Source organism: Devosia sp. 1566, assembly GCF_004005995.1.
Lineage (GTDB): Bacteria > Pseudomonadota > Alphaproteobacteria > Rhizobiales > Devosiaceae > Devosia.
Genome location: NZ_CP034767.1, coordinates 1670197 through 1693927, shown reverse-complemented (window position 1 = coordinate 1693927; position 23731 = coordinate 1670197). Strand labels below are relative to the sequence as shown.

Here is a 23731-nt window from a genome sequence, read left to right as displayed (position 1 = left end):
TCCGGTATTCATGTCTAAAGTCGTTACCCGCTTCGCGCCTTCCCCCACGGGCTTCCTCCATATCGGCGGTGCGCGCACGGCGCTGTTCAACTGGGCCTTTGCCCGCAAGCACGGCGGCACCATGCTGCTGCGCATCGAGGACACCGACCGCGAACGCTCCACCCAGGCCGCCGTCGAGGCGATCAAGGATGGGCTGTCCTGGCTTGGGCTGCACTGGGATGGCGAAGCCATTTCCCAGTTCGAGCGCGCTGGCCGCCACGCCGAGATCGCTCATGAGCTGATCGCCAAGGGTCATGCCTATAAGTGCTATTGCTCCCCCGCCGAACTTGACCAGATGCGCGAGGAAGCCCGCGCTGCCGGCAAGCCGCCGCGCTATAACGGCTATTGGCGCGACCGGGACCCGAGCGAAGCCCCTGAAGGCATTGCCCCCGTGGTGCGCATCAAGGCGCCGCTCTCGGGCGACATCGTGGTCAATGACCATGTGCAGGGCAAGGTCGTGTTCAAGACCGAGAACCTCGATGATTTCATCATCCTGCGCTCGGATGGTACCCCGACCTATATGCATGCCGTGGTGGTGGACGATCACGACATGGGCGTCACCCACATCATCCGTGGCGACGATCACCTCACCAATGCCGCCCGCCAGATCATCATCTACAATGCGATGGGCTGGACCGTGCCGGAGATGGCCCACATCCCGCTGATCCACGGCCCGGATGGGGCCAAGCTCAGCAAGCGCCATGGCGCCCTCGGCGTCGACGCCTATCGGCAGCTGGGCTACCTACCCGAAGCTTTGCGCAACTATCTCGCTCGCCTCGGCTGGAGCCATGAGGACGACGAGATCTTCTCGACCGAGCAGATGATCGAGTGGTTCAGCCTTGAAGGGCTCAACAAGGGCGCCGCGCGCTTTGACTTCGTCAAACTCGAAAACATCAACGGCCACTATATTCGCGAGGCCGCGCCCGACTATCTTTATGATGTCATGATCGCCACCGCCAAGGAAGTTGGTCGCACCGTCGACCTTGAGGGCCTCACCGCTAACAAGGACACGGTGCTCGCCGCACTGCCCGAACTGCAGCCGCGCGCCAAGACGGTGCTCGAACTGATCGACCTGGCGCAGTTCATCTATGCCACCCGGCCGCTCACCATCGATGCTGCCGCCACGGCCCTGCTGACCCCCGACTCACGTGCGGTGCTGGCCGATATGGCAAGCACGCTCGAAGGTCTTGATGACTGGTCGGTGCCCGCGATCGACGCCGCCATGCGTGCTCTGGCTGAAACAAAGGGGCTCAAGCTCGGCAAGCTCGCGCAGCCCTTGCGCGCAGCGCTCACCGGCCGCACAGTTTCCCCGGGAATCTTCGAGGTGATGGTGCTGATCGGGCGCGAAGAAACCATGGCGCGGCTGGGCGACCAGGCTGCTCAAAGATAACAAACCAATCGGGTAAGTACTGCTTACCCTTAGTTGCGGCGACCGGGGCGAACTGCTACCCCACACTACAACTGAACAGGCAATAGCCGGCCCCCTCTGCGGTGTTTTCTGCACTCCAGGCGGCGGGCCATCGAGGAGAGTTAAATGACCGATCCAGTCGCCAAGCTCACTATCGGGGACCAGACTTTCGAGTTCCCGGTACTGTCAGGAACCGTCGGCCCCGATGTGATCGATATCCGGTCGCTGTATTCCAAGACGGGCATGTTCACCTACGATCCCGGCTTCACCTCCACGGCCGCCTGTGACAGCGCCATCACCTATATCGATGGCGACAAGGGCCAGTTGCTCTATCGCGGCTACCCGATCGACCAGCTTGCCGAAGGCAGCAACTATCTCGAGGTCTGCTACCTCCTGCTCTACGGCGAACTGCCGAGCAAGACCGAACTCAAGGACTTCGAAACGCTGGTGACCCGCCACACCATGGTGCATGAGCAGATGCACTATTTCTATCGCGGCTTCCGCCGCGATGCCCACCCGATGGCGATCATGACCGGCGTCGTTGGCGCCATGGCCGCGTTCTACCACGACTCGACCGACATCAACGATCCGCAGCAGCGCGAGATCGCCTCGATCCGCATGATCGCCAAGATGCCGACCATTGCGGCCATGGCCTACAAGTATTCGGTCGGCCAGCCCTTCGTTTATCCGCGCAACGATCTCGATTACGCGTCCAACTTCCTGCATATGTGCTTCTCCGTGCCGGCCGAGGAATACAAGGTCGATCCCGAGATCGCCCGCGCCATGGACCTGATCTTCACGCTCCATGCCGACCACGAGCAGAACGCCTCGACCTCGACCGTGCGCCTGTCGGGTTCGTCCGACGCCAATCCATTCGCCTGTATCGCTGCCGGCGTTGCTTGCCTTTGGGGCCCCGCTCACGGCGGCGCCAATGAAGCGGCGCTCAACATGCTGCGCGAAATCGGCACTGTGGACCGCATTCCGGAATATATCGCGCGCGCCAAGGACAAGAGCGATCCGTTCCGCCTGATGGGCTTTGGCCATCGCGTCTACAAGAACTTCGATCCGCGCGCGACCGTGATGCAGGAAACGGCCAAGCGCGTGCTCGCCATTCTCGGCGTCGAGAACAACCCAACGCTGCAGGTCGCCCAGGAGCTGGAGCGCATTGCGCTCGAGGACCCCTATTTCGTCGATCGCAAGCTCTACCCCAATGTGGACTTCTATTCGGGCGTGATCCTCGACGCGATCGGGTTCCCCACCTCCATGTTCACCGTGCTCTTTGCCGTGGCTCGCACCGTCGGCTGGATTGCGCAGTGGAAGGAAATGATCGGCGATCCGCAGAAAAAGATCGGCCGTCCACGCCAGCTCTATGATGGCGCCCCTATGCGGGACTATGTCTCGATCGAAGGCCGCTAACCGGCGCTGAGATGAGCCAGGATCCGGTCAGCTGGATCCTGGCGCGCTATGCCGGGGACGCCCTCAGTCATCAGCTTGCGAAGCTCGCCGAAAGCCACTTGCTGGGCCTGGCGGGCTTCTTTGCTGTCGAGCAGCGCTGTGGCGGGATTTACCAGCATTTGGGGTGATGGTTCGGTCATCACCAGCTCGTCGAGCACCGCACGCCCAAGGATGATATTGGGCAGCGAGATCATTGGTCGGCCCAGCTTGCCGAACACCCGCGACTGATGCTTGTCCATCACATAGGTAACGACCATGGGCACGTTCGAGAGCGCCAGCTCCAGCGTCGCCGTACCCGCCACCGACAGCGCCAGCACCGAGCGGCCATAAAGCTCCACCCGCTCCGCCCGGTCGCTCGTCACCGTTACCGGCACCGGCCAGTCGGCGACTTCATTAACGAGGCGCGGCTTGAGCGTAGCCAGCGTAGGAATTGTTATCCCCGTTACCGCCGGATGCTGCGATAATTGCTCCACTGCCGTTTTGAACAAGGGCAAGTGCCGGCGCAGTTCACCCTCGCGGCTACCGGGCAGCAGGATAAGTTCGCCGCGCTCCGCAGGAGCGCTAACCGGCCGACCTTCGGCCAGTGCGGGGTGCCCCACATAAGCGGTAGGTGGGCCACCGAGCCGCGCCATCACTTCGGGCTCGAAGGGCAGAACCGCCAGCACTTCATCGAACAAGGGCTTGAGCTTGGCGGCGCGATGCGGCGCGCGGGCCCAGACCGAGGGGGCAACATAAAGGATCAGCGGTTTGCCATACCCCATTGCGCGCAGCCGCCGCGCCACAAGAGCCGAAAAGTCCTGCGCGTCCACCAGAACAGTCACATCAGGCGCCGCAGCCCGAATGGCCCGCGCTGTCTGCTCCACCCGCCACAGCAGCAGCGGCAGCCGCTTGAGCACATCGGTAATGCCCATCACCGCCAGATCGCTCATCGGGAACAGCGAGCGCAACCCAAGCGCCGTCAGTTCGTCGCCCCCGACGCCACTGAGGTCGAGCGGCCCGCGAGCCTGCAGCCGCCGCACCAGATCGGCGGCAATGCGGTCTCCTGAAGGCTCGCCGGCCAGCATGAAGAGCTTGAGCGGCTTACGCATCGGCCAGCTTGATGCCGATAACGCTGACCCCGTGGCGCGCCGCCGCCTCGACAAGCGCCGCCCGCTGCAGGACAAGACTGCGGCCCGCTTCCACGGCAATCACCGAGATGCCCGCCGCTGCACAATGGGTCACCGTATCCGGCCCGATCGCCGGCAGATCGGCGAAGGCGGGCTGCTGCGGCTTCATCGCCTTGGCCAGCACCATGGGCGTGGCGCCGTCACCCGCCAAGCCAGTGCGGCGCAGTTCGCCAACCCGGGCGATGAGCGCATCAGTGCCGCCGATATCCTCCACCGCCAGCACCCGCCGACCTGAGGCAACTGCGGCCTGGCCGATATCGAGTCCTCCAATCGCGCGCGCCACACTCAGTGTGTAGCTGGCGGCGACGAGCGCCTCGTCGGCCAGAGCTGGCCCAGCGATAGTGCCTTCAGCAGCCAGCAGGTCGGGCGATAATTCATGCACACCGATCAAATCGGCACCCGTCATCTTCTTGAGCACCGATCCGATGGCCGCAAGCTCTGCATCTCCCACCGGTCCGCTGCCGCCCGCGCCCACGGGGGCGCCGTTGCCATTGGCAAAGCGGATCAGGCCTTGCCGTGCCTTGTCGGGCAAGTGAATCCCGCCGGCAAAGGCGATATGGGTCGTACGAAATACCTTGAGCGACCAGATGATCCCGAGGGGATTGTCGAGCTTGGCCTCGACCATCTTGATCTTGGCCAGATACGGCCGCGGCGTCAGCGCCAGCAGCTGCACCTTGTATCCGACTTCAAGTGCGGCCTGCACGACATGGGGCACCAGATCTCCGGAACCCGCAAAGATCGACAATCGCCGAGCCGAACGCCACATCACTCGGCCGAGTGGCCGTTCCGCGGCATCAGGATCGGCCGATCCGAGGCTGCGCCGATAAAGGTCACGACGTCCTGCACCAGCTTGTCGTCCTTGAACAACTCGGCGGCGTCCTCGACGCGCTCGCGCAACGTACCCTCGTTGGAAAAGATCATGCGGTAAGCCGCGCGCAAGCGGTGGATCGCCTCCCGATCGAACTTGCGGCGCTTCAGGCCCACGAGGTTGAGCCCCGCCAGCGAAGCGCGGTTGCCGACCGCCATGCCATAGGGGATCACATCACCATCGATCATCGACTGGGCGCCGATAAAGGCATGGTTGCCGATTCGGGTGAACTGATGCACCACGCAGATGCCACCAAAGATGACATTGTCTCCGACATGGCAGTGCCCGGCGATACCGACATAGTTGGCCATGATGACATTGTTGCCGATGATGCAGTCATGCGCGACATGGGCATTGGCCATGATCAGGCAGTCATTGCCGATCTGGGTCAGCATGCCGCCATTCTCGGTACCGGGATTGAGCGTCACGGCCTCGCGGATGGTGCAGCGCTCGCCGATGACGAGGCGCGATGCCTCGCCGTGATATTTCAGATCCTGGGGCACGTGCCCCACGGAAGCGAAGGGGAAAATGCGCGTGGCCGCACCGATCTCGGTATGGCCGTCTACGGACACATGGGAAATCAGCTCGACACCGTCGTGCAGCACCGCATGTTCGCCCACGATGCAGTAGGGGCCAATCTTGACCCCCTGCCCCAGTTTCGCTCCGGGTGCGACGATCGCGGTGGGATGCACAAAGGCTTGGGTCACGAAGTCGCCTCGACAATCATGGCAGTAATCTCGGCTTCGGCGATGACCGCGCCATCGACAATCGCTCGCGCCTCATAGCGGCCGACATTGCGGCGGCGCTGGATCTTGGCGATGTGAAACTCGATCTTGTCGCCTGGAATCGCTGGTTTGCGGAACTTGGCCTTGTCCACGCCCAGCATCAGCACGATGTTCTTCCGGCCCGTGCCAGAGTCATGCTTGATCACGATGGCGCCGGCAGTTTGCGCCATGCCTTCGATGATGAGCACTCCCGGGAAAATCGGGTTCTCAGGAAAATGACCCTGGAAGATGGGCTCGTTAAAAGTGACGTTCTTGATGCCCACGGCCGTTTCGTCGCCGTCGATGTCGATGATCCGGTCGATCATCAGCATGGGGTAGCGATGCGGCAGGCTCTTGAGGATTTCCGCCAAGCTCATGGCCCCGAGCTCGGTTGCAGTAGTCACGTCCTCAGTCATGCCGTCTGTCCCCCTTGGTCAATTTACGCATGGTGGCGATCTCGCGCCAAAAGTCTCGAATGTCCTGCGCCGGCGCCCCGGCAAGCTTTGAGCCGGCCGGCCAAGTCTTGGTGACGGCAGCGCGCCCATGAACCACCGATCCAGTGCCGATGGTCAGGTGCCCTGATGTGCCAACGCCGCCCCCCATCAGCACGCCATCCTCGACAATGGTCGAGCCGGACAGGCCTGACATAGCGGCGATGAGGCAATTGCGGCCGATCCGGCAATTATGCCCGATCTGCACGAGGTTATCGATCTTGGTGCCCTCGCCCAGGCAGGTGTCGCCAAGCGCCCCGCGATCAACGGTGGAATTGGCGCCGATCTCGACGCGATCCTGGATCAGCACGCGCCCGAGTTGCGGCAATTTGCGGTTCGTTTGGCCGAAGTCAAGCCAGCCGAAACCTTCGGTGCCGATGCGTACGCCCGAATGCAGCACCACGTCATTGCCGATATGGGCGCAATCAATAGTGCAGTTGGCCGCGATGGCACAATTGCGCCCGATCGTCACCCCGGCCCCAATTACGGTGTTGGCGCCAATCGTCGTGCCCCGCCCTATCTCGACCCCGTAGCCGATCACGACATTGGAGCCAATCGACACCTCGAGCTCGAACACCGGCGCCCCCAGATCGGCCCGTTCCGCGGCCATCACGCCCCGCGTGCTTGCGGGATAGAGGTAATCCAGGAAATCGGCAAAGAGATGGTGCGGCTTGGGGGCCGTTATCGCTATGACGCCCTCCGGTACGGCGTCGCGCAGTTCGGCCGAAACAATGACCGCCCCGGCGCTAGTGCCGCGTAGCTGCTCCAAATATGAGCTGTGCGCCGCCAGTGCAACATCCCCAGGGCCGGCGAGCTCCAGCTCGCTTGCACCGGTTACGATATGACCGGCGGCTTCTTCGGATAGACCGGCAAGCAGGTCGGTCCGGCCAAGGCTGGACAGAATGGTGCCGATGGAGGCGGGACCGGAAAAACGGTGAAAGCGGGTGTCGACCATTGTGTCACTTAAAAAGCAAAGAGCCGCGGCGCTACCGCCCCGCGGCTCTTAGAACTGTTTCACGCCCGGGCGACTAGAGCAAGGTCGACAGGGTCAGCTGGAACACCTGGGTGCGATCGGCCTCGGACTTGCTGAGCACGTGGGAGAAATCGCCACGCAGCGGACCAAATGGCGAGTCCCAGATGAGCGACGCACCGATAGAGGTCCGTAGCGGCTCGTTCTCGCTGCCGGGGTCCACAGGGTTGCCCTGCGCATCGGGGATACCATCCACCCATGCAGCGTCAGCCCAGACGGCGCCGCTCACACCATAGCTCTCCGGCAGAACCGGGATCGGGAACTGAACTTCGGCAGAAAGACCAGCATACATGGTCGCACCGAGATATTCGCCGCTTTCCAGGCGCGGCCCAAGGCCACGACCTTCGAACCCACGGATCAGCTGCGAACCGGGCATGAACGCCTCAAGCGGGCTGACTTCGCCATCGCCCAGAGCGTGGACGATACCCGCCTGGCCCTTGACGCTGGCCACGATCCCGCTGTCATCGAGCAGCGGCACGAAGTAGCGCCCACGAGCCTCGGTCTTCACCAGGTTGTAGTCCCAGCCGATATATTGCTGGGTGAAGGTCGCATAAAGGCCCTCGGTCGGCTTCTTGACGCTATCAACACCGTTCCAGGTGAGGGTGTAGCCGATAAAGGCCTTATAGAATTCCTCACCATCATCGAAAAGCGCCGAGTTGTCGGGATCTTCGTCCACAACGACCTTCTGCTCGATACCGGTAAACACCGTACCCGAGAGGTTGCCAAGGATCGGGGCGCCGAAACGCACCTGGCCGCCGGTAGACGTAAAGCCGTAGAAGTTCCGATCGGTTTCATCGACGATGCGGTGATAGGCATCAACGCCCGCCGACACCTGCAGACCCATGAAACGGGGCTCGGTGAAGGAGAAGTCGAAGGTCTTGCCCGATTCCGAGGCACCAACGGCGGCACGCAGATACTGGCCACGACCAAGGAAGTTACGCTCGGTCAGCGAGACCTCGCCCAGGATACCTTCGGTGGTGGAGTAACCGGCCGTAGCGCCGTACTCACCGGTGGAGCTCTCGGTCACAGCGATATTGACAATGACCTTGTCGGCGGAAGAGCCGGGCTGGGTCGTCACTTCAACAGCCGAGAAGTAACCCAGATCCTGGATTTCCTTGCGACCACGAACCAGCAGTGCACGGTTGAAGGGGTCGCCTTCAGCGAACTCCAACTCACGACGGATCACGAAGTCACGCGTCTTCTCGTTGCCGGTGATGTTGACGCGCTCGACATAAACGCGAGCACCCTCATCCACCAGGTAGGTAACGTTGAACCGGCCATTGGTGACGTCACGATCCATACGGGCGCGGACGTCAGCAAAGGAATAGCCCTGCGCCGTGGCTTCATAAGCCATGTCTTCGATGGTGCGCTGCAGGTCCGTAATGGAGTAGCGGCCACCTTCGTTCGTACGCACAGTGCTGGTCAAAGCCTGCGTATTGAGCCCCTCGATGCTGGTCTCGATGCCAACATTGGCGAACTCGTAGCGCTGACCTTCATTGACGGTAAAGTTGATGAAGTAGGCATTGCGGGCAGCATCATACTCGCCGACCGAGGTAACCTGCGCATCGGGATAACCGCGATTGGCGTAGTACAGGCGGATCAACTCACGGTCGACGGCGATCCGGCGATCATCGTAGGAGTCATCCTTGAGCAACCAGCTCAGGAAGCCCGTTTCCTTGGTCGTGATGGCGCCCTTGAGGTTGCCCGTGCTGAATGCGTTATTCCCAGTGAAGTTGATGGCGGCGATGCCAGCACGCTCCCCTTCATTGATCACGAAGGTAACCCGCACCCGGCCATCAGCGATGGTTTCAGTCCGCGCTGTCACACCGACCGACATGAAGCCGTCGGCGTCATAAGCCTGACGGATGCTTTCAATGTCGGAAGCAAGACGCTGCTGGGTGAAAACACCGGAGGCGGACACATCCACCATGGCCAGCAACTGAGCGTCCGAGAAGCGGCGATTGCCTTCGAACAACACCGAGCCGACCAGTTGCTCCTGAGCCTGCGCCGCGACTGCGCCGATAAGCGGAACACCAGACCCGATAACAGGAGCTGCAGCACTCAGGATTGCGAGCGCCACGCCGCGCATAAGCTTCGATTGAGTCATATTAATTTGCCTTCTGCGACCGGCTCGGGGACTCGCCATGCACAGCAATCCCCCCAGCCCACTCCATTGAACCGTTTTACCGGTTATTTAACCAAGGACAAGGCTAAAGCCGCGACGCGGTTAGCAAATGCTTGGATGCCTTGTATTCGTGCAACACCTTGAGAACCAAGGTTAAGAAGCATTAACCCAGCGTCCGCAAATAGGCGAAGAGCGTATCGTTAAACAGCGTGAAGACCATTAACGCCACCACCAGTGCGAAGCCGAATCGGAAGCCTATTTCCTGAACTTTAATGCTTAGTGGTCGTCCCCGCACTGCCTCAACGAGGTAATATAACAGGTGTCCACCATCGAGCATGGGAATCGGCAGCAGGTTGAAGACGCCGATGTTTAGCGACAGTAGCGCCATAAGGTTGATCAAAGGGATGATGCCGAGTGTGGCCACCTCCCCCGAAACCTTGGCGACCTTTACGGGTCCGCCGAGTTGCTCGACATCGCCCCGCCCGACAAAGAAGTCCCCCAGAAACGCGCCCGTGCGCTGGATGATGAAGCGGATTTCCTCAAAGGTCATCCCGATGGCTTCCACCGGACCGGGCCGGTAAAGCGTCACCTCGGTTTGCTCGACATCACGGCTGACGCCGATGCGGCCGATGCGCTGGTTGTTGCCGAAGCGGTCCTGCACATCCACTGCCTCGGGAACGAGGACAAGGCTTTGCGGCGCGCCGTTGCGTTCGATCTCAAGGGTCACCTGACGTTCGGGGCTGGTGGCGACGAAGCGTTGGAAATCCTCGAAACCGCGCACGGCATAGCCATCAACACCGGTGATCACATCGCCAGCCTGCAGTCCTGCCGACTCGGCGACCGACCCGGCAATCACCTCGGTGATCACCGGCGGAATGGTATAGCGTCCATAGCCCAGCAGCAGGGCATAAAGGATCAGGAAGGTCAGCAATATATTGGCGACCGGCCCCGCAGCGACCACGGCAATGCGTTGCCAAACATTCTTGTTCTGAAACAAATGAGGCGCCAGCGCCGGGTCAACCTGTGCGAGGGCCTCCGGATCGGGAACGCTCGCAACATTCATGTCGCCGGTGAACTTCACATAGCCGCCCAACGGAATGGCCGAGATCCGCCAGCGTGTCCCCGCCCGGTCGTTCCAGCCGATCAGCTCCGGGCCAAAGCCGATGGAAAACGCATCCACTGCCACACCATTCCAGCGCGCGACCAGGTAGTGGCCCATCTCATGAACGAACACGATCACGGTCAGAACGACCAAAAATGGAATCACATAGGACAAAGGCCAGGCGACAAAATCGAGCATTGAATACCTTGTTCCGGCGGCGGCGTCTGGTTCAACCTACCAGTAGAGGAGCCCTTCGGCTACCGCGCCCCAACCCGCATGCATTGCGCCAATCGCAACAACCAGCAGCACACTCAATGTCAGGCTGTCCAGGCGATCCATCAAGCCCCCGTGCCCGGGAATAATGTCGCCGCTGTCCTTTACCCGGAAGTGCCGCTTGACGGCGCTTTCGCACAGATCGCCCAATTGCCCAAGAACGCTGATTGCGGCTGATAGCAGCAGGCCAATCCACCATGGTGAGTCCGAGACCAAAATCCAGACCACGAGCCCGGCTGTTGTGCCGAGTGCCAGGCCGCCCAGAGCGCCGGACCAGGTCTTGGACGGCGAAATATCGGGCGCAAGCTTCTCGCCACCGATCTGGCGACCGGTGAAAAAGGCGGCGGAATCGGTCATCCACACAACGGTGCCGAGGTAAAGGCCAGCCCAGACACCAGAGAAACTCGTCCCCCTGAGTGCCTGGGCGGCAATGATGACGGCGCCAAACAGCACCAGCCCTGCAACTCGCCACCACATGCCCTCACCTCGGGCCAGCAAAGCAAGCACGCAGGCAAGGGCAATGATAGCAATCGAGGCCGAAATTCCAGCGAAGGGATAAACCAGACCCGACAATGCCACAGCCGCAATAAGCATCCAGCCGAAAGGCGTCAGCGGCGCCCGGGAAACCATGGTTTCCCATTCGCGATAAGCTCCGGCAAACACCAGGCTAACAACAAGGGCAAAGAAGGCGCCCCCGATGTAAAGGGCAGATGCCGTCAAGGCGATCAACACCACGGCAGACCCAATGCGGGGCCCCAGATCAGCCCAGACCCGACGGCGCGGCGGCGAAGGCTGTCCCAAAGGGGCGTCCGGCATAGTCATGGCCCAGCTGATCCGATCCCACCGAAACGCCGATCGCGCAGCGAGAAAGTTTGCAGAACTTTCAGGAAACTCTCTTCCCCGAAGTCGGGCCAGTATTCGTCCACAAAGACGAACTCCGAGTAGGCGGCCTGCCACAACAGGAAGTTGGAAATGCGCTGCTCGCCGCTGGTGCGGATGATCAAGTCAGGGTCCGGAATGCCGGCGGTGTAAAGTGCACCGGCAATGGTTTCCTCGGTAATGTCGTCCGGCGACAAGCGTCCCGCGGCGACTTCCCTGGCGATCCGGCGCGTCGCATTGGCGATCTCTGCCTTGCCGCCATAGTTGAACGCCACAATCAGGACGAGGCCAGTGTTGTCGCGCGTCTTGGCTTCGGCATCGTCAATCAGCCGAACCAGCGATGGCTCCAGCCCTGCCCGGTCGCCAATGATGCGTACCTGCACATTGTTGCGGATCAGGCGCTGCAAGTCAGAGGCAACGAAGCGCCGGAGCAGGTTGAAGATGAAGGCGACTTCTTCCTTGGGGCGGGTCCAATTCTCGGACGAAAAGCTGAACACCGTCAGGTGCGGCACGCCATAGTTGATGCACAGCTCAACCAGGTTGCGTAGCGACTTGACGCCTTCGATGTGCCCCTCGGTGCGCAGCTTGCCACGCGCCTTGGCCCAACGGCCATTGCCATCCATGATGACGCCGAGATGCACAGGAATGCGCAGGCGCGTTCGAGGCGCGAGTTCGGCGGTGATAGCGGGTTCGCTGGACATCTACGCCCTCCCGGCGCAGTGCAAGACCGTCAGACCTGCATGATTTCCTGTTCTTTGGTCGCGACGACGGCATCGATCTCCGCCACGGCGGCATCGGTAGCCTTCTGCACCAGGTCGGATTGCGTGCGAGCATCGTCCTGGCTCATGTCACCGTCCTTTTCGGCCTTCTTGAGAATGTCCATGCCATCACGACGGATGTGACGCACGGCCACGCGGGCCTGTTCGGCATAATTGTGGGCAACCTTGGTCAGCTCGCGCCGACGCTCTTCATTGAGCTCTGGTAGCGGAACGCGGATCACCTGGCCTTCCCCGATGGGGTTCAGGCCCAGGCCGCTGTCCCGGATAGCCTTCTCGACGGCGTTAGCCATCGAGCGATCCCAGACCTGGACGCTCAGCATGCGGGGCTCGGGCACGGTCACGGTGGCAACCTGGTTCAGCGGCATCCGCGAGCCATAGGCTTCCACCGACACCGGCTCCAACAAACTGGCGCTAGCGCGACCCGTGCGCAATCCGGCAAGTTCCTCACGCAGGGACGTGATGGACTTCTGCATCCGGTTCTTGAGATCACTGAGGGAGTAAGTGGCCATGATGTGCGTCCTTATAGGCTATTTAGCTTTACCGACTCGTGTACTGCGAGCCGTGCCAGCTAGAACGCCGGACAGACCTTCCTGGTCGTCCAGCGCATAAACGATTATTGGCAATGCATTGTCACGCGCAAGCGCGAAGGCGGCGGTGTCCATGACTTTGAGGTTGCGGCTGATCACTTCGTCATAGCTCACGCTTTCATAGCGCGTGGCCAGGGGATTCTTCTTGGGGTCCTCGGAATAAACCCCATCAACCTTGGTACCCTTGAGCAGCACGTCGCAATCAAGCTCGATCGCCTTGAGCGCAGCAGCGGTGTCCGTGGTAAAGAACGGATTGCCGGTGCCACCGGCGCAGACCACCACATAACCCTCATCCAAAGCAGCCTTGGCGGCGCGTGCGGTGAAGTTATCGGCGACCGATGGCATGGTGAGGGCCGAAAACACCTTTGACTTCACGCCCTGGCGGGAAATGGCATTGGAGAGCGCGAGGGAATTGATCACCGTGCCGAGCATGCCCATCAGGTCAGCGGTGACGCGATCCGTCCCATCGGCAGCCACGGCCATGCCACGGAAGATGTTACCGGCGCCAATGACAATGGCGATCTCCGTCCCGCCCTTGGCGGCATCGGCAATCTGGCTGGCCACGGAATGGAGAAATTCAGGCTCGATGCCGAAGGACTGATCGCCAGCTAACACTTCGCCCGAGACCTTGAGCAAAATGCGTTTGTAGCCGGTCATCGGCAATTCCTTCTGCAAAAAACAAGGGAGCCGAAGCAGCCTGCTACCCTATTGCACAGCTGTGAGCGGCGGGGAAGCGGGCGTGATGCGGATTTGAGCGTGTCGGCATACGCGAAAGAACGGAGGCAGGCCCCTACGGGGACCCGCCTTCGCCCGGTTATTACTGAGCAGGCTGCTCGTTCTTGATGCCAGCGGTAGCGGCAACTTCGGCAGCGAAGTCGGACTCGACCTTCTCGATACCTTCACCCAAAGCGTAGCGGATGAACTTGGTCAGCTTGATCGGCGCGCCGACAGCCTTTTCCGCGTTCTTGATCGCATCGCCAACCTTGGTTTCGCCGTCGATCACGAAGGTCTGCGCCAGCAGCGTGACTTCCTCGTAATACTTGCGTACGCGGCCTTCGACCATCTTCTCGATGATCTCGGCTGGCTTGCCGCTTTCGCGGGCCTGCTCGGCAAAAATCGTGCGCTCGCGCGCCACGACATCCTGATCTAGGTCGTCGGGCGAGATCGAGAGCGGGTTGGTGGCGGCAATATGCATGGCGAGCTGCTTGCCCAGAGTGGCCAGGGCAGCCTTGTCACCGGTGGACTCAAGGCCAACCAGAATGCCGATCTTGCCCATGCCAGGCTTGACGGCGGAGTGCACATAGCTTTCCACCACGCCATCGGAGACCGCCAGGGTTTCCGTGCGGCGCAGATTCATGTTCTCGCCGATCTTGGAGATCGCTTCGGTCAGTTCAGCCGAAACCGAATGACCCGAGCCGGGGAACGGCATTTCGCCGAGCTTGACCACGTCGCCGTCCGCATCGAGTGCGAGCTTGGCGATATTGCCAACGATGTTCTGGAACTGCTCGTTGCGAGCCACAAAATCGGTCTCGGAATTGACCTCGACCACAGCGGCCTTGTTGCCGCTGGTGGCGACGCCGACGAGACCTTCAGCGGCGACGCGATCAGCCTTCTTGGCAGCCTTGGCGAGGCCGCGCGTGCGCAGCCAATCGATCGCAGCTTCCATGTCGCCATTGGTCTCGGCCAATGCCTTTTTACAGTCCATCATGCCCACGCCAGTCGCCTCGCGGAGCTGCTTGACCATGCCTGCAGTGATTTCCATAGGGTTCACCCTTTGGCGGCCTCACTGGGAGGCCGCGTTCTTTGGTTCAAGATGAAATCCAGCGCGCTGGATCAGTTGGCGGCGGCGGTCTCTTCAGGGAGATCTTCGGCCGGAGCCTGGTCGGCTGCGCCAAGATCCGCACCCAGAGCGCTTGAAGAGCGGCCGATGCCGTCGATTGCAGCCTTGGACACGAGCGACACATAAAGCTCCAGCGCACGGCTGGCGTCGTCATTGCCAGGAATCGGGAAATCGACGGTGTCGGGATCACTGTTGGTGTCGACAATAGCGATCACCGGGATGCCCAGGCGGCGAGCTTCCTTGATGGCGTTCGCTTCTTTGTTGGTGTCGATGACGAACAACAGGCTGGGAACATTGCCCATGTCCTTGATGCCGCCAAGGTCACGCTCCAGGCGCTCCTTTTCGCGGCTCATCATCAGGCGCTCTTTCTTGGTGCGCAGCGCAAGCTCGTCTTCGCTCATCGCCTCAAGTTCGCGCAGACGCGAGATCGAGTTCGAAATGGTCTGCCAGTTGGTCAGGGTACCACCGAGCCAACGCGAGTTGACGTAGTACTGCGCCGACTGCTTGGCCGCATCGGCGACCAGCGGGGCGGCCTGACGCTTGGTGCCCACGAACAGAACACGGCCGCCGTCAGCAACGGTGTCGCTGATCAGCTGCAGGGCGCGGCTGAGAGCCGGAACAGTCTGGCTCAGGTCGAGAATGTGGATGTCGTTGCGAACACCAAAGATGAAGCGCTCCATCTTGGGGTTCCAGCGGTGCTTCTGGTGGCCGAAGTGGACGCCTGCTTCGAGCAATTGGCGCATGGAGAAATCGGGCAAAGCCATGATGGCTGCTCCTTGTTTACCGGTTGATGCCGCCACGAGATCTTGCGGCGGGTTGCCCCGCCACCGGATGGCCTTCCAGAGGAAAGCCGGCCTCGTGTGTGAAATCGCGCTGGCCGCAGCCAGACACATGCGCGGATATAGGGGAGGATAGCCGCAAAGGCAAGCACCAGTCTGTGCCGTGGTCCCCATGCGGCGCCATGGCTCGGGCCTAATGCAGCCTTACATCCGCGACCCCCTCGAGCGCCTTGATGCCAATGGCGATCTCGGCGTTGAGGCGGTAGCCCCCTGGCAGTTCGATCTCGTATTCGCGCTCGCCCCCACCGCGGACGACAACAAAGTTGACCGACCCTTCCCCGCCCCGCTTGAGCTGGGCGCTGATTGGCCCGAGGCATCTCGCGTCGTCAGCAAAGACGGTGAGGCGCCGATCCACTTTTTCCGCCACCCCTTCGATCGCCTCGGCGGACAACAACCTGAGGCTTACGCCGTCGGCTCGCTCGTCGGCACCGACCTGCAGGATCACGGACTTGCCGGGCTGCAGCACGCCGCCAAACTCGTTGATCTGTTCGGAAAAAGCGATGCACTCAAAGGTGCCGGTCTGGTCCGACAGGGTCAGGATCATCATCGGCGTGCCCTTGCGGGTTCGGCGATCCTGGCGGCTCGCGATAGTACCCGCGAGGCGCCCCGCCGACGCCCCATCCTTGACTGCACGCTCGAAATCGCTCCAGCGCTGCACACGAAGCTTTTCGAACAGGTCGGAATAGGCGTCCAGCGGGTGAGCCGAAAGGTGAAATCCGATCGCGGATAGTTCACGGTCGGCGCGCTCGGTGGAGTTCCATGCCGGGATCCCCGTGGGCAGGCGGAACGGTTCGGGTCCCGCGGAATCGAACATGTTCCACTGCCCTTCATTGCGCTCACTCGCCAGCGCCTGGGCGGTGCCGATGACAGCATCCATGGCGGCGAAGGCAACTTCGCGGCGCGGCACCAATTCATCGAAGGCGCCGGCATTGACCAGCGTTTCCAGCGTGCGCTTGTTGAGCACCCGCGGGTCGACCCGCCGGGCAAAGTCGCCCAAGTCCTTGAAGGGCTGGTCGCCGCGAACTTCCACAATGTGCTCGGCCATGGCCCTGCCGACGCCCTTGACGGCGGACAGACCATAATGGATGCGATCGTCCTTCACCGCGAAGACCACTTCCGACTTGTTCACGCAAGGTGCCACGACTTCTATGCGCTTCTTGCCCGCCTCGCGGCGGAAGTCGGACAGCTTGTCGGTCTGCGCCATGTCGAGGGTCATGGAGGCGGCATAGAACTCGTGCGGATAATGCTCCTTGAGGTAAGCCGTCTGGTAGGACACCCAGGCGTAAGCGGCGGCGTGGCTCTTGTTGAAGCCATAATTGGCGAACTTTGCCAACAGGTCGAAGATCTGATCGGCGAGCGCTTCGCTAACGCCCTGCGGCCCCGAGCCATCGCGGAAGCGGATGCGCTGGTTATCCATCTCCGCCTTGATCTTCTTGCCCATGGCCCGGCGCAGCATGTCTGCTTCGCCCAGCGAATAGCCCGACAGGAGCTGGGCGATCTGCATCACCTGCTCCTGGTAGACGATGATGCCATAGGTTTCGTCGAGCACTTCGCTCAGCTTGGGATGGGGATATTCCACCTCCTCGCGCCCATGCTTGCGGTCGATGAAGCTCGGGATGTTGTCCATCGGGCCCGGTCGATAAAGCGCGTTCATCGCGATCAGGTCTTCGATGCGGTCGGGCTTGAGGTCCATCAAGGCGCGGCGCATGCCCGGGGATTCAAACTGGAAAATGCCGTAGGTATCCCCGCGGGAATAAAGCTTATAGGTCGCCTTGTCGTCGATCGGGATGGTGTCGATATCGAGCTCGACCCCGCGCTTCTTGACCATGTCCACGGCATAACGGATCGTGGTCAGGGTCTTGAGACCCAGGAAGTCGAACTTCACCAAACCCGCCGGTTCAACCCATTTGAGGTTGTATTGCGTCACCGGCATCGCCGAGCGCGGATCGCGGTAAAGCGGCAGCAGTTCTTGCAGCGGTCGATCCCCGATCACGATGCCGGCGGCGTGGGTCGAGGCATGGCGGAACAGACCTTCAAGCGACTTGGCGATCTCGACGAGTTGGCCAACCGTCTCGTCGTCCTCCGCCATCTGCTTGAACTGCGGCACCTCATTCATGGTGCGCTCGATGGACCACGGGTCGGCCGGATTAGCTGGCACGAGCTTGCAGATGCGGTCCACCTGGCCATAGGGCATCTGCAGCACGCGACCGACATCGCGCAGCACGGCGCGGGCCTGGAGCGTACCGAAGGTAATGATCTGAGCGACCTGGCTGGCGCCATACTTGCGCTGCACGTAGTCGATGACCTCTTCGCGCCGATCCTGGCAGAAATCGATATCGAAGTCGGGCATAGAAACGCGTTCCGGATTGAGGAAGCGTTCAAACAGCAGATTGTAGCGAAGCGGATCGAGATCGGTGATGGTGGTGGCATAGGCAACCAAGGAACCGGCGCCCGAGCCGCGGCCTGGGCCGACGGGGATGTCGTGGGCTTTCGACCATTGGATAAAATCGGCCACGATCAGGAAGTAGCCGGGGAACTTCATCTTCTCGATGATGCTGAGCTCGAAATCGAGCCGCTCGCGATATTCGGTTTCGCTCTTGCCAGGGGCAATGCCGGTAGTCGCAATGCGCTTGTCCAGCCCCTCAACGGCGATGCGGCGCAACTCCGCCGCTTCCGCTGCCACAACTTCGTCTTCGGTGGCGTGCGAACCGGCGGCAAATTTTGGCAGGATGGGCCCACGCGTGCGCGGCCGATAGGCGACCCGGCGAGCGATCTCGATGGTCGAATCGAGTGCTTCGGGCAGATCGGCAAACAGCTCCGCCATTTCGGCGCGGGTCTTGAAATAATATTGGTCGTTGAGCTTGCGGCGCTCTGTTTGCGCCAGCACCGTGCCGCCGGCAATCGCCAGCAGCGCGTCATGGGCCTCGTACTCGTTGGCCGATTTGAAGAAGGGCTCGTTGGTTGCAACCAGTGGTATGCCATGGCGGTAGGCATAGTCGATCAGTCGCGGCTCGACCGACGCCTCCACCGCCCTGCCATGGCGCTGCAGCTCGATATAGAAGCGATCACCGAATAGGTTGGAAAGTCGATCTAGTCGAGCGAGCGCATTGTTGTCTTGGCCCATGGCGAAGGGCATGTCGATGGCTCCTTCGGGCCCGCCTGATAGGCAGATCACCCCTTCGAGCCCTTCGGGGCTGAGCCAGTCGAGGCGCGCGCTGGCATTGCCGCCCTCCCCTTCCAGGTAGGCACGCGACACCAGTCGCGACAGATTGGCATAGCCCGTTTCGCTGGTGGCCATCAGCACAACGCTGGATTTGCCGGCCCAAGCCACATGGCCGCGTTCGCTCACGCGCTCTTCGGCCGCTGCGAAATCGAATGGGAGCTCCACCCCGATCAGGGGCTGAATGCCCTTCTTGCTGGCCTTCTCGGAGAATTCCAGGGCGCCGAACAGATTGCTGGTATCAGCAATCCCCAATGCGGGCTGGTGGTCCTCCTTGGCCAGCTTGAGAATGGTCTCAAGCTGCAGCGCGCCTTCCAGCAGCGAAAAGGCAGAATGGACGTGAAGGTGAATGAAACCGGGGCCGCTCATGCTCGTCTCCTAGGCCGTCTTTGTGACAGCCTGCGGGCAGCGGCGGAACACATTGCGGTGCCGTTGCCCACAACAAGCCTCACACGAGTCGGCTGACGATATCCATCCAGGTGAGCGAGCCAATGGTGAAGGCGCCGAGGGTGACGAACGCGGCCAAATCCTTGATGAAGGTGATCATGTCGGTGTCTCCGTTGAATGCTCTCCTTGTATGTTCTCGTTTTGTTCTTGTCGAGATTGAACTCCGTGAACAGCGTGGATTGCCGCTGTTTGGTTAGCTGATCGTTAAGGGATGAACGGGCGAGCGAGGTCCCCGCCGGGGGTAAAGCCGGAGACAAGAAGCTACGCAAGCGGCGCTTGGCCATTCAGGCGGGCGGCCAAGTTGCTAAGGTACGGAAAGCAAACGCCCCCTCCCCGGCCTGGCCGAGGAGAAGGAGCATCAAGCGTCAGCGGCCGAGGCTAAAGCGCGTGTTCGACGACCAGACCGCCACGCAGGGTGACAATGCGGTCGGCCCTGCGAGCAAGGTCATGATTGTGGGTGGCGATCAAGGCCGCGGCGCCTTCGTTGCGGATCAGGGAGCGCAACGCTTCGAACACCAGATCGCTGGTGTCCGGATCGAGATTGCCCGTTGGCTCATCGGCAAGGATGACCTTGGGGTGGTTGGCCGCGGCTCGGGCAATCGCTATGCGCTGCTGTTCGCCGCCCGAGAGTTCGGCCGGCCGATGGGTCGCCCGGGGCTTTACACCAAGCAAGTCGAGCAGTTCCATGGAGCGGGCTTGTGCCTCCGCGCTCGTCTTGCCCGCGATCAGCTGGGGCATGGAGACATTTTCCAGCGCCGTGAACTCGGGGAGCAGGTGGTGGAACTGGTAGACATAGCCAACTGTCGATCGCCGCAATTGCGTGCGGCCACGATCACCAAGCTTGCTGGTGCGGATGCCGGTGATCTCCACCTCGCCGCTTTGCGGCGACTCCAGCAGCCCGGACAAGTGCAGCAATGTGGATTTACCCGCACCCGAGGGCGCGACAAGGGCAACCAGCTCGCCGCTCTCCACCGTCAGATTGGCGGCTTCGAGCACGCGAACAGTCGCGTCCCCCTGGCCATAATGGCGGTGAACATCGGTCAGGACGAGGTGCGGTCTACTCATAGCGAAGCGCCTCTACCGGATCGTATTGGGCTGCCCGCCAAGCGGGATAAAGGGTGGCCAAAAAGCTCAGCGCGAGCGCAAGGCTTACCACGATGGTGACTTCCAGCGGATCGGTCTTGGACGGCAAGGACGACAGAAAGAACACCTCAGGTGGGAAAATCGCCACTCCGAGCGTATTGGAAATAAACGCCCGCAACGGCTCGGCATTGGCAGCAATGATAAGCCCCAGAACGGTTCCGACCACCGTTCCGATCACCCCGATCGTCGTGCCTGTGATGGAAAAGACCCGCATGATGGCGCCCCGCGTCGCCCCCATGGTGCGCAGCACCGCGATATCGGCGCTCTTGTCCTTCACCAGCATGATCAGGCTCGAGATAATGTTGAAGGCCGCAACCACGATGATCATCGACAGGATGGTGAACATCACCACGCGTTCGACCTGAAGGGCCGAGAAAAAGGTCTCGTTGCGCTGCTGCCAGTCGGTCAACACCAATGGACGACGGTCCGGATCAGAAAGCCGCTCGCGCATGAGCGTGACGTCATCGGGATTATCGATGAAGATCTCGGCGGCCGTTACGCGCGGCACCCGCTCATAGGCGGCATCGATTTCCTCATCAGTGGCCATGGGTCCGAGCGGGGGCTGTCCGGGCTTGAGCACCTCGTCTACGAGCTTGAAGTAATCCTGCGCGGGCTCCAGCGGCATATACATGAACAGCGAGTCGAACTCGATCATGCCCAGATCAAAGATGACGCTCACCGGGTAGGAGCGGATCTGGGGCGTGCTGCCAAATGGCGTCATCGCCCCATCCGGATTGATGATGGTTACCTGGTCTCCCAACGACAAGCCAAGCGTTTGGGCCAGGCGGTAGCCTATGGCAACGCCACGGCCTTCATCCCAGCCATCCCAGCCGCCTTGCTCGGCGGCCTGGTACAACAGGTCTAGCTTCTGGATGTTCTCCAGGTCCATGCCGCGAACGCTGACCCCGGTGGAATTGCCGCGCCCGGATGCCAGCACCTGCCCTTCCACGAAGTAAACCGCGAAGTTCACGCCTTCGACCTCTTCAAGATCCGCGATGGCAGATTTGTAGTCGGTGAACTCACGCTCGATCGGGAAAGCCGTGAAGTGGCCATTCAGCCCCAGGATCTTGGTCAGCAATTCCTCGCGAAAGCCGTTCATCACCGACATAACGACGATCAGGGTCGCAACGCCGATGGCGACGCCAACCATGGTCAGGCTGGCAATCACGGAGATGAATGCTTCCTTGCGGCGGGCGCGAAGATAGCGGCCGGCAATCATCCATTCGAAGCGGGAGAACGGGCGCGTGCCAGCGCTCGCGGCGGGCTGGACCTGATCGGTCAAATGTCAGTCTTTCTTTGCGGTTCAATCAGCGAGCGGAGCCGCTCGACGGCGGCGGCGATGGGCAGCGTCTCGCGCTCGCCGGTCTTGCGATGCTTGATCTCGGCCTCACCCGATTTGAGCCCACGTGGCCCAAGGATGATCTGGTAGGGAATGCCGACCAGATCGGCGGTAGCAAACTTACCGCCCGCTGGCTGATCGCGATCGTCATAGAGCATGTCGAGACCCGCTGCCTGCAACTCGCCATAAAGGGCGTCGCAGGCTGCATCGCATGCCGCATCGCCGGCCTTGAGGTTGATCAGCACGGCCTCGAAGGGCGCGACGCTGACGGGCCAGATGATGCCGGCATCGTCATGGCTAGCTTCGATGATCGCGGGCAGCAGACGGGTCAGGCCAATGCCATACGAACCCATATGCACGATGGTTTCCTTGCCGTCGGGTCCGGTGACGCTCGCCTTCATTGGCTCGGAATACTTGGTGCCGAAGTAGAAAATATGGCCGACCTCGATGCCGCGCGCGGAAATGCGCTTGTCCTCGGGCACCTGGGCCTCGTAATCGCCCATGTCCACCATCTCCTCGGTGGCAGCGTAGAGCGAAGTCCAGTCGTCGACGATGGGGTTGAGGTCGCCGCGGAAGTCGGTGTCCTTGGCCGGAATCGGCTTGTCCAGCAGGTCGCGGTGGCAGAACACCTGGCTTTCGCCGGTTTCGGCCAGGATGATGAACTCATGGCTGAGATCGCCGCCAATCGGGCCGGTATCGGCGCGCATTGGAATGGCGGTGAGCCCCATCCGGGCATAGGTGCGCAGATAGGCGACGAACATGCGCTGGTAAGCGCGCACAGCGTCTTCCTTGGTCAGGTCGAAGCTATAAGCGTCCTTCATCAGGAATTCGCGCGAGCGCATCGTGCCGAAGCGCGGGCGCACCTCGTCGCGGAACTTCCACTGAATGTGGTAGAGGTTGAGCGGCAGATCCTTGTAGGATTTCACGTAGGACCGAAAGATGTCGGTGATCATCTCCTCGTTGGTGGGGCCATACAGGAATTCGCGCTCGTGCCGGTCCTGGATGCGCAGCATTTCCTTGCCGTAAGCATCATAGCGGCCAGATTCCCGCCACAGATCCGCGGACTGGATCGTGGGCATGAGCAGCTCCACGGCGCCGGAGCGGTTCTGCTCCTCTTCGATGATGCGCTGCACTTTCATCAGTGCCTTGTAGCCAAAGGGCAACCAGCTATAGAGGCCCGAAGCCTGCTGGCGGATCATGCCGGCGCGCAGCATCAAACGATGCGAGACGATCTCGGCCTCCTTGGGAACGTCACGGAGCACTGGCAGGAAATAGCGAGACAGGCGCATAGCGACTCCGAAAACATTAAAGCGAGGCAAGGGCTTGCTTGATGCCTATTGAAGGGCCGCGCGTCCATTCAATTCAAGCATAGAAGGCATGCAGAATCTGCGTGACAGTCCTACAACAACTTGTTAGGTTCCCTGTCAATAAAGCAAAGGCGGTTCACACCGCTAGACGTCGGCAGCGTCAGGGAGGAGCGTTGGCAGCCGCTTTCGAGCGAGCCTAAGACCAGCGTATGTCGTCAAACTCAAACAAGCAGGGCCATGTGCCCTGCTTTTTTGATTCAGTACCCTAGTCGCGCTACCCGCAAGACTAAGGTGGTGGAACTGCTTGCCGGCGCCAGTTCCGGTCATCGGCTCATCTCATCACCGTTCAGTATTGATGTCCTCGACCGAACCGGCGCACTCAGCGGTTCCAGTAGTCGTGCAAGATACCGTTGTTGACACCCCAGAGCAGCAAGGGCGTCACAACTGCAGCAAGGAGAGTCGCCACAATGACCTTGCGCAACAAGCGCGGCACTGCCGGCGCACCCGGCTCGGTGCCAGGCGTCACATCGCCAATCTCATGCTGGCTTTGGGTGCCGATGGGCAGCACTGCGACAAAGCAGAGCCACCAGACGACAAAGAAGACAGCGAGGATCGAGCCGATCGGCATGG

Annotated in this window: 20 protein-coding genes; 2 read left to right on the top strand and 18 right to left on the bottom strand. The window is 61.3% G+C overall.

Annotated features, from left to right (window positions below; translation table 11 throughout):
* The first annotated feature begins 10 nt into the window (after positions 1-10).
* Positions 11-1429, top strand: coding sequence for a glutamate--tRNA ligase (gene gltX, locus ELX51_RS08300; RefSeq protein ID WP_127753072.1), 1419 nt, complete (start codon positions 11-13; stop codon positions 1427-1429).
* Between the two features lie 144 nt (positions 1430-1573).
* Positions 1574-2863 (top strand): citrate synthase, encoded by a 1290-nt coding sequence (gltA, locus tag ELX51_RS08295; protein ID WP_127753071.1) that lies wholly within the window; start codon positions 1574-1576, stop codon positions 2861-2863.
* Here gltA and ELX51_RS08290 read toward each other — a convergent pair.
* From ELX51_RS08290 to ELX51_RS08205, 18 genes are all read right to left on the bottom strand, one after another.
* Positions 2860-3990, bottom strand: a complete 1131-nt coding sequence (locus ELX51_RS08290; RefSeq protein ID WP_127753070.1) for a lipid-A-disaccharide synthase — start codon at positions 3988-3990, stop codon at positions 2860-2862. The two genes, gltA and ELX51_RS08290, sit on opposite strands and share 4 nt — an antisense overlap.
* Positions 3983-4783, bottom strand: a complete 801-nt coding sequence (locus tag ELX51_RS08285; RefSeq protein WP_164854806.1) for an LpxI family protein — start codon at positions 4781-4783, stop codon at positions 3983-3985. The genes ELX51_RS08290 and ELX51_RS08285 overlap by 8 nt, the downstream gene beginning before the upstream one ends.
* Before the next feature lie 50 nt (positions 4784-4833).
* The gene (gene lpxA, locus ELX51_RS08280) at positions 4834-5643 is read right to left on the bottom strand and encodes an acyl-ACP--UDP-N-acetylglucosamine O-acyltransferase (RefSeq protein WP_127753068.1); all 810 of its coding nucleotides are present in this window, start codon (positions 5641-5643) and stop codon (positions 4834-4836) included.
* Positions 5640-6116: a 3-hydroxyacyl-ACP dehydratase FabZ gene (gene fabZ, locus ELX51_RS08275; protein WP_127753067.1), complete on the bottom strand. Its 477-nt coding sequence runs from the start codon at positions 6114-6116 to the stop codon at positions 5640-5642. The genes lpxA and fabZ overlap by 4 nt, the downstream gene beginning before the upstream one ends.
* Positions 6109-7146, bottom strand: coding sequence for a UDP-3-O-(3-hydroxymyristoyl)glucosamine N-acyltransferase (lpxD, locus tag ELX51_RS08270; protein WP_127753066.1), 1038 nt, complete (start codon positions 7144-7146; stop codon positions 6109-6111). Before lpxD ends, fabZ begins: the two co-directional genes overlap by 8 nt.
* A gap of 73 nt (positions 7147-7219) precedes the next feature.
* A complete protein-coding gene (bamA, locus tag ELX51_RS08265; RefSeq protein ID WP_164854805.1) occupies positions 7220-9328 on the bottom strand; it encodes an outer membrane protein assembly factor BamA in 2109 nt (702 codons plus the stop codon).
* 181 nt (positions 9329-9509) lie between these two features.
* Positions 9510-10646: an RIP metalloprotease RseP gene (gene rseP, locus ELX51_RS08260; RefSeq protein ID WP_127753064.1), complete on the bottom strand. Its 1137-nt coding sequence runs from the start codon at positions 10644-10646 to the stop codon at positions 9510-9512.
* A gap of 36 nt (positions 10647-10682) precedes the next feature.
* Positions 10683-11543 carry a phosphatidate cytidylyltransferase gene (locus tag ELX51_RS08255; RefSeq protein ID WP_127753063.1) on the bottom strand — a complete coding sequence of 287 codons (861 nt, stop codon included), beginning with the start codon at positions 11541-11543 and terminating at the stop codon, positions 10683-10685.
* Positions 11540-12301, bottom strand: coding sequence for an isoprenyl transferase (locus tag ELX51_RS08250; RefSeq protein WP_127753062.1), 762 nt, complete (start codon positions 12299-12301; stop codon positions 11540-11542). The genes ELX51_RS08255 and ELX51_RS08250 overlap by 4 nt, the downstream gene beginning before the upstream one ends.
* A gap of 29 nt (positions 12302-12330) precedes the next feature.
* On the bottom strand, positions 12331-12888 hold the full coding sequence (gene frr, locus ELX51_RS08245) for a ribosome recycling factor (protein WP_127753061.1): 558 nt from the start codon (positions 12886-12888) through the stop codon (positions 12331-12333).
* A gap of 18 nt (positions 12889-12906) precedes the next feature.
* Complete coding sequence (gene pyrH / locus ELX51_RS08240; RefSeq protein ID WP_127753060.1) at positions 12907-13623, bottom strand: UMP kinase; 717 nt, start codon at positions 13621-13623, stop codon at positions 12907-12909.
* Between the two features lie 160 nt (positions 13624-13783).
* Positions 13784-14728, bottom strand: coding sequence for a translation elongation factor Ts (gene tsf / locus ELX51_RS08235; RefSeq protein WP_127753059.1), 945 nt, complete (start codon positions 14726-14728; stop codon positions 13784-13786).
* 71 nt (positions 14729-14799) lie between these two features.
* Positions 14800-15570, bottom strand: a complete 771-nt coding sequence (gene rpsB, locus ELX51_RS08230; RefSeq protein ID WP_127753058.1) for a 30S ribosomal protein S2 — start codon at positions 15568-15570, stop codon at positions 14800-14802.
* 208 nt (positions 15571-15778) lie between these two features.
* The gene (gene dnaE / locus ELX51_RS08225) at positions 15779-19234 is read right to left on the bottom strand and encodes a DNA polymerase III subunit alpha (protein ID WP_127753057.1); all 3456 of its coding nucleotides are present in this window, start codon (positions 19232-19234) and stop codon (positions 15779-15781) included.
* Between the two features lie 456 nt (positions 19235-19690).
* Entirely contained in the window at positions 19691-20377 is a 687-nt protein-coding gene (locus tag ELX51_RS08220) for an ABC transporter ATP-binding protein (RefSeq protein WP_127753056.1), read from the bottom strand.
* Positions 20370-21674: an ABC transporter permease gene (locus ELX51_RS08215; protein ID WP_127755221.1), complete on the bottom strand. Its 1305-nt coding sequence runs from the start codon at positions 21672-21674 to the stop codon at positions 20370-20372. The genes ELX51_RS08220 and ELX51_RS08215 overlap by 8 nt, the downstream gene beginning before the upstream one ends.
* Positions 21675-21733: 59 nt before the next feature.
* Complete coding sequence (proS, locus tag ELX51_RS08210; protein WP_127753055.1) at positions 21734-23083, bottom strand: proline--tRNA ligase; 1350 nt, start codon at positions 23081-23083, stop codon at positions 21734-21736.
* Positions 23084-23480: 397 nt separating this feature from the next.
* On the bottom strand, positions 23481-23729 hold the full coding sequence (locus tag ELX51_RS08205) for a DUF1467 family protein (protein ID WP_127753054.1): 249 nt from the start codon (positions 23727-23729) through the stop codon (positions 23481-23483).
* Between the last annotated feature and the right edge of the window lie 2 nt (positions 23730-23731).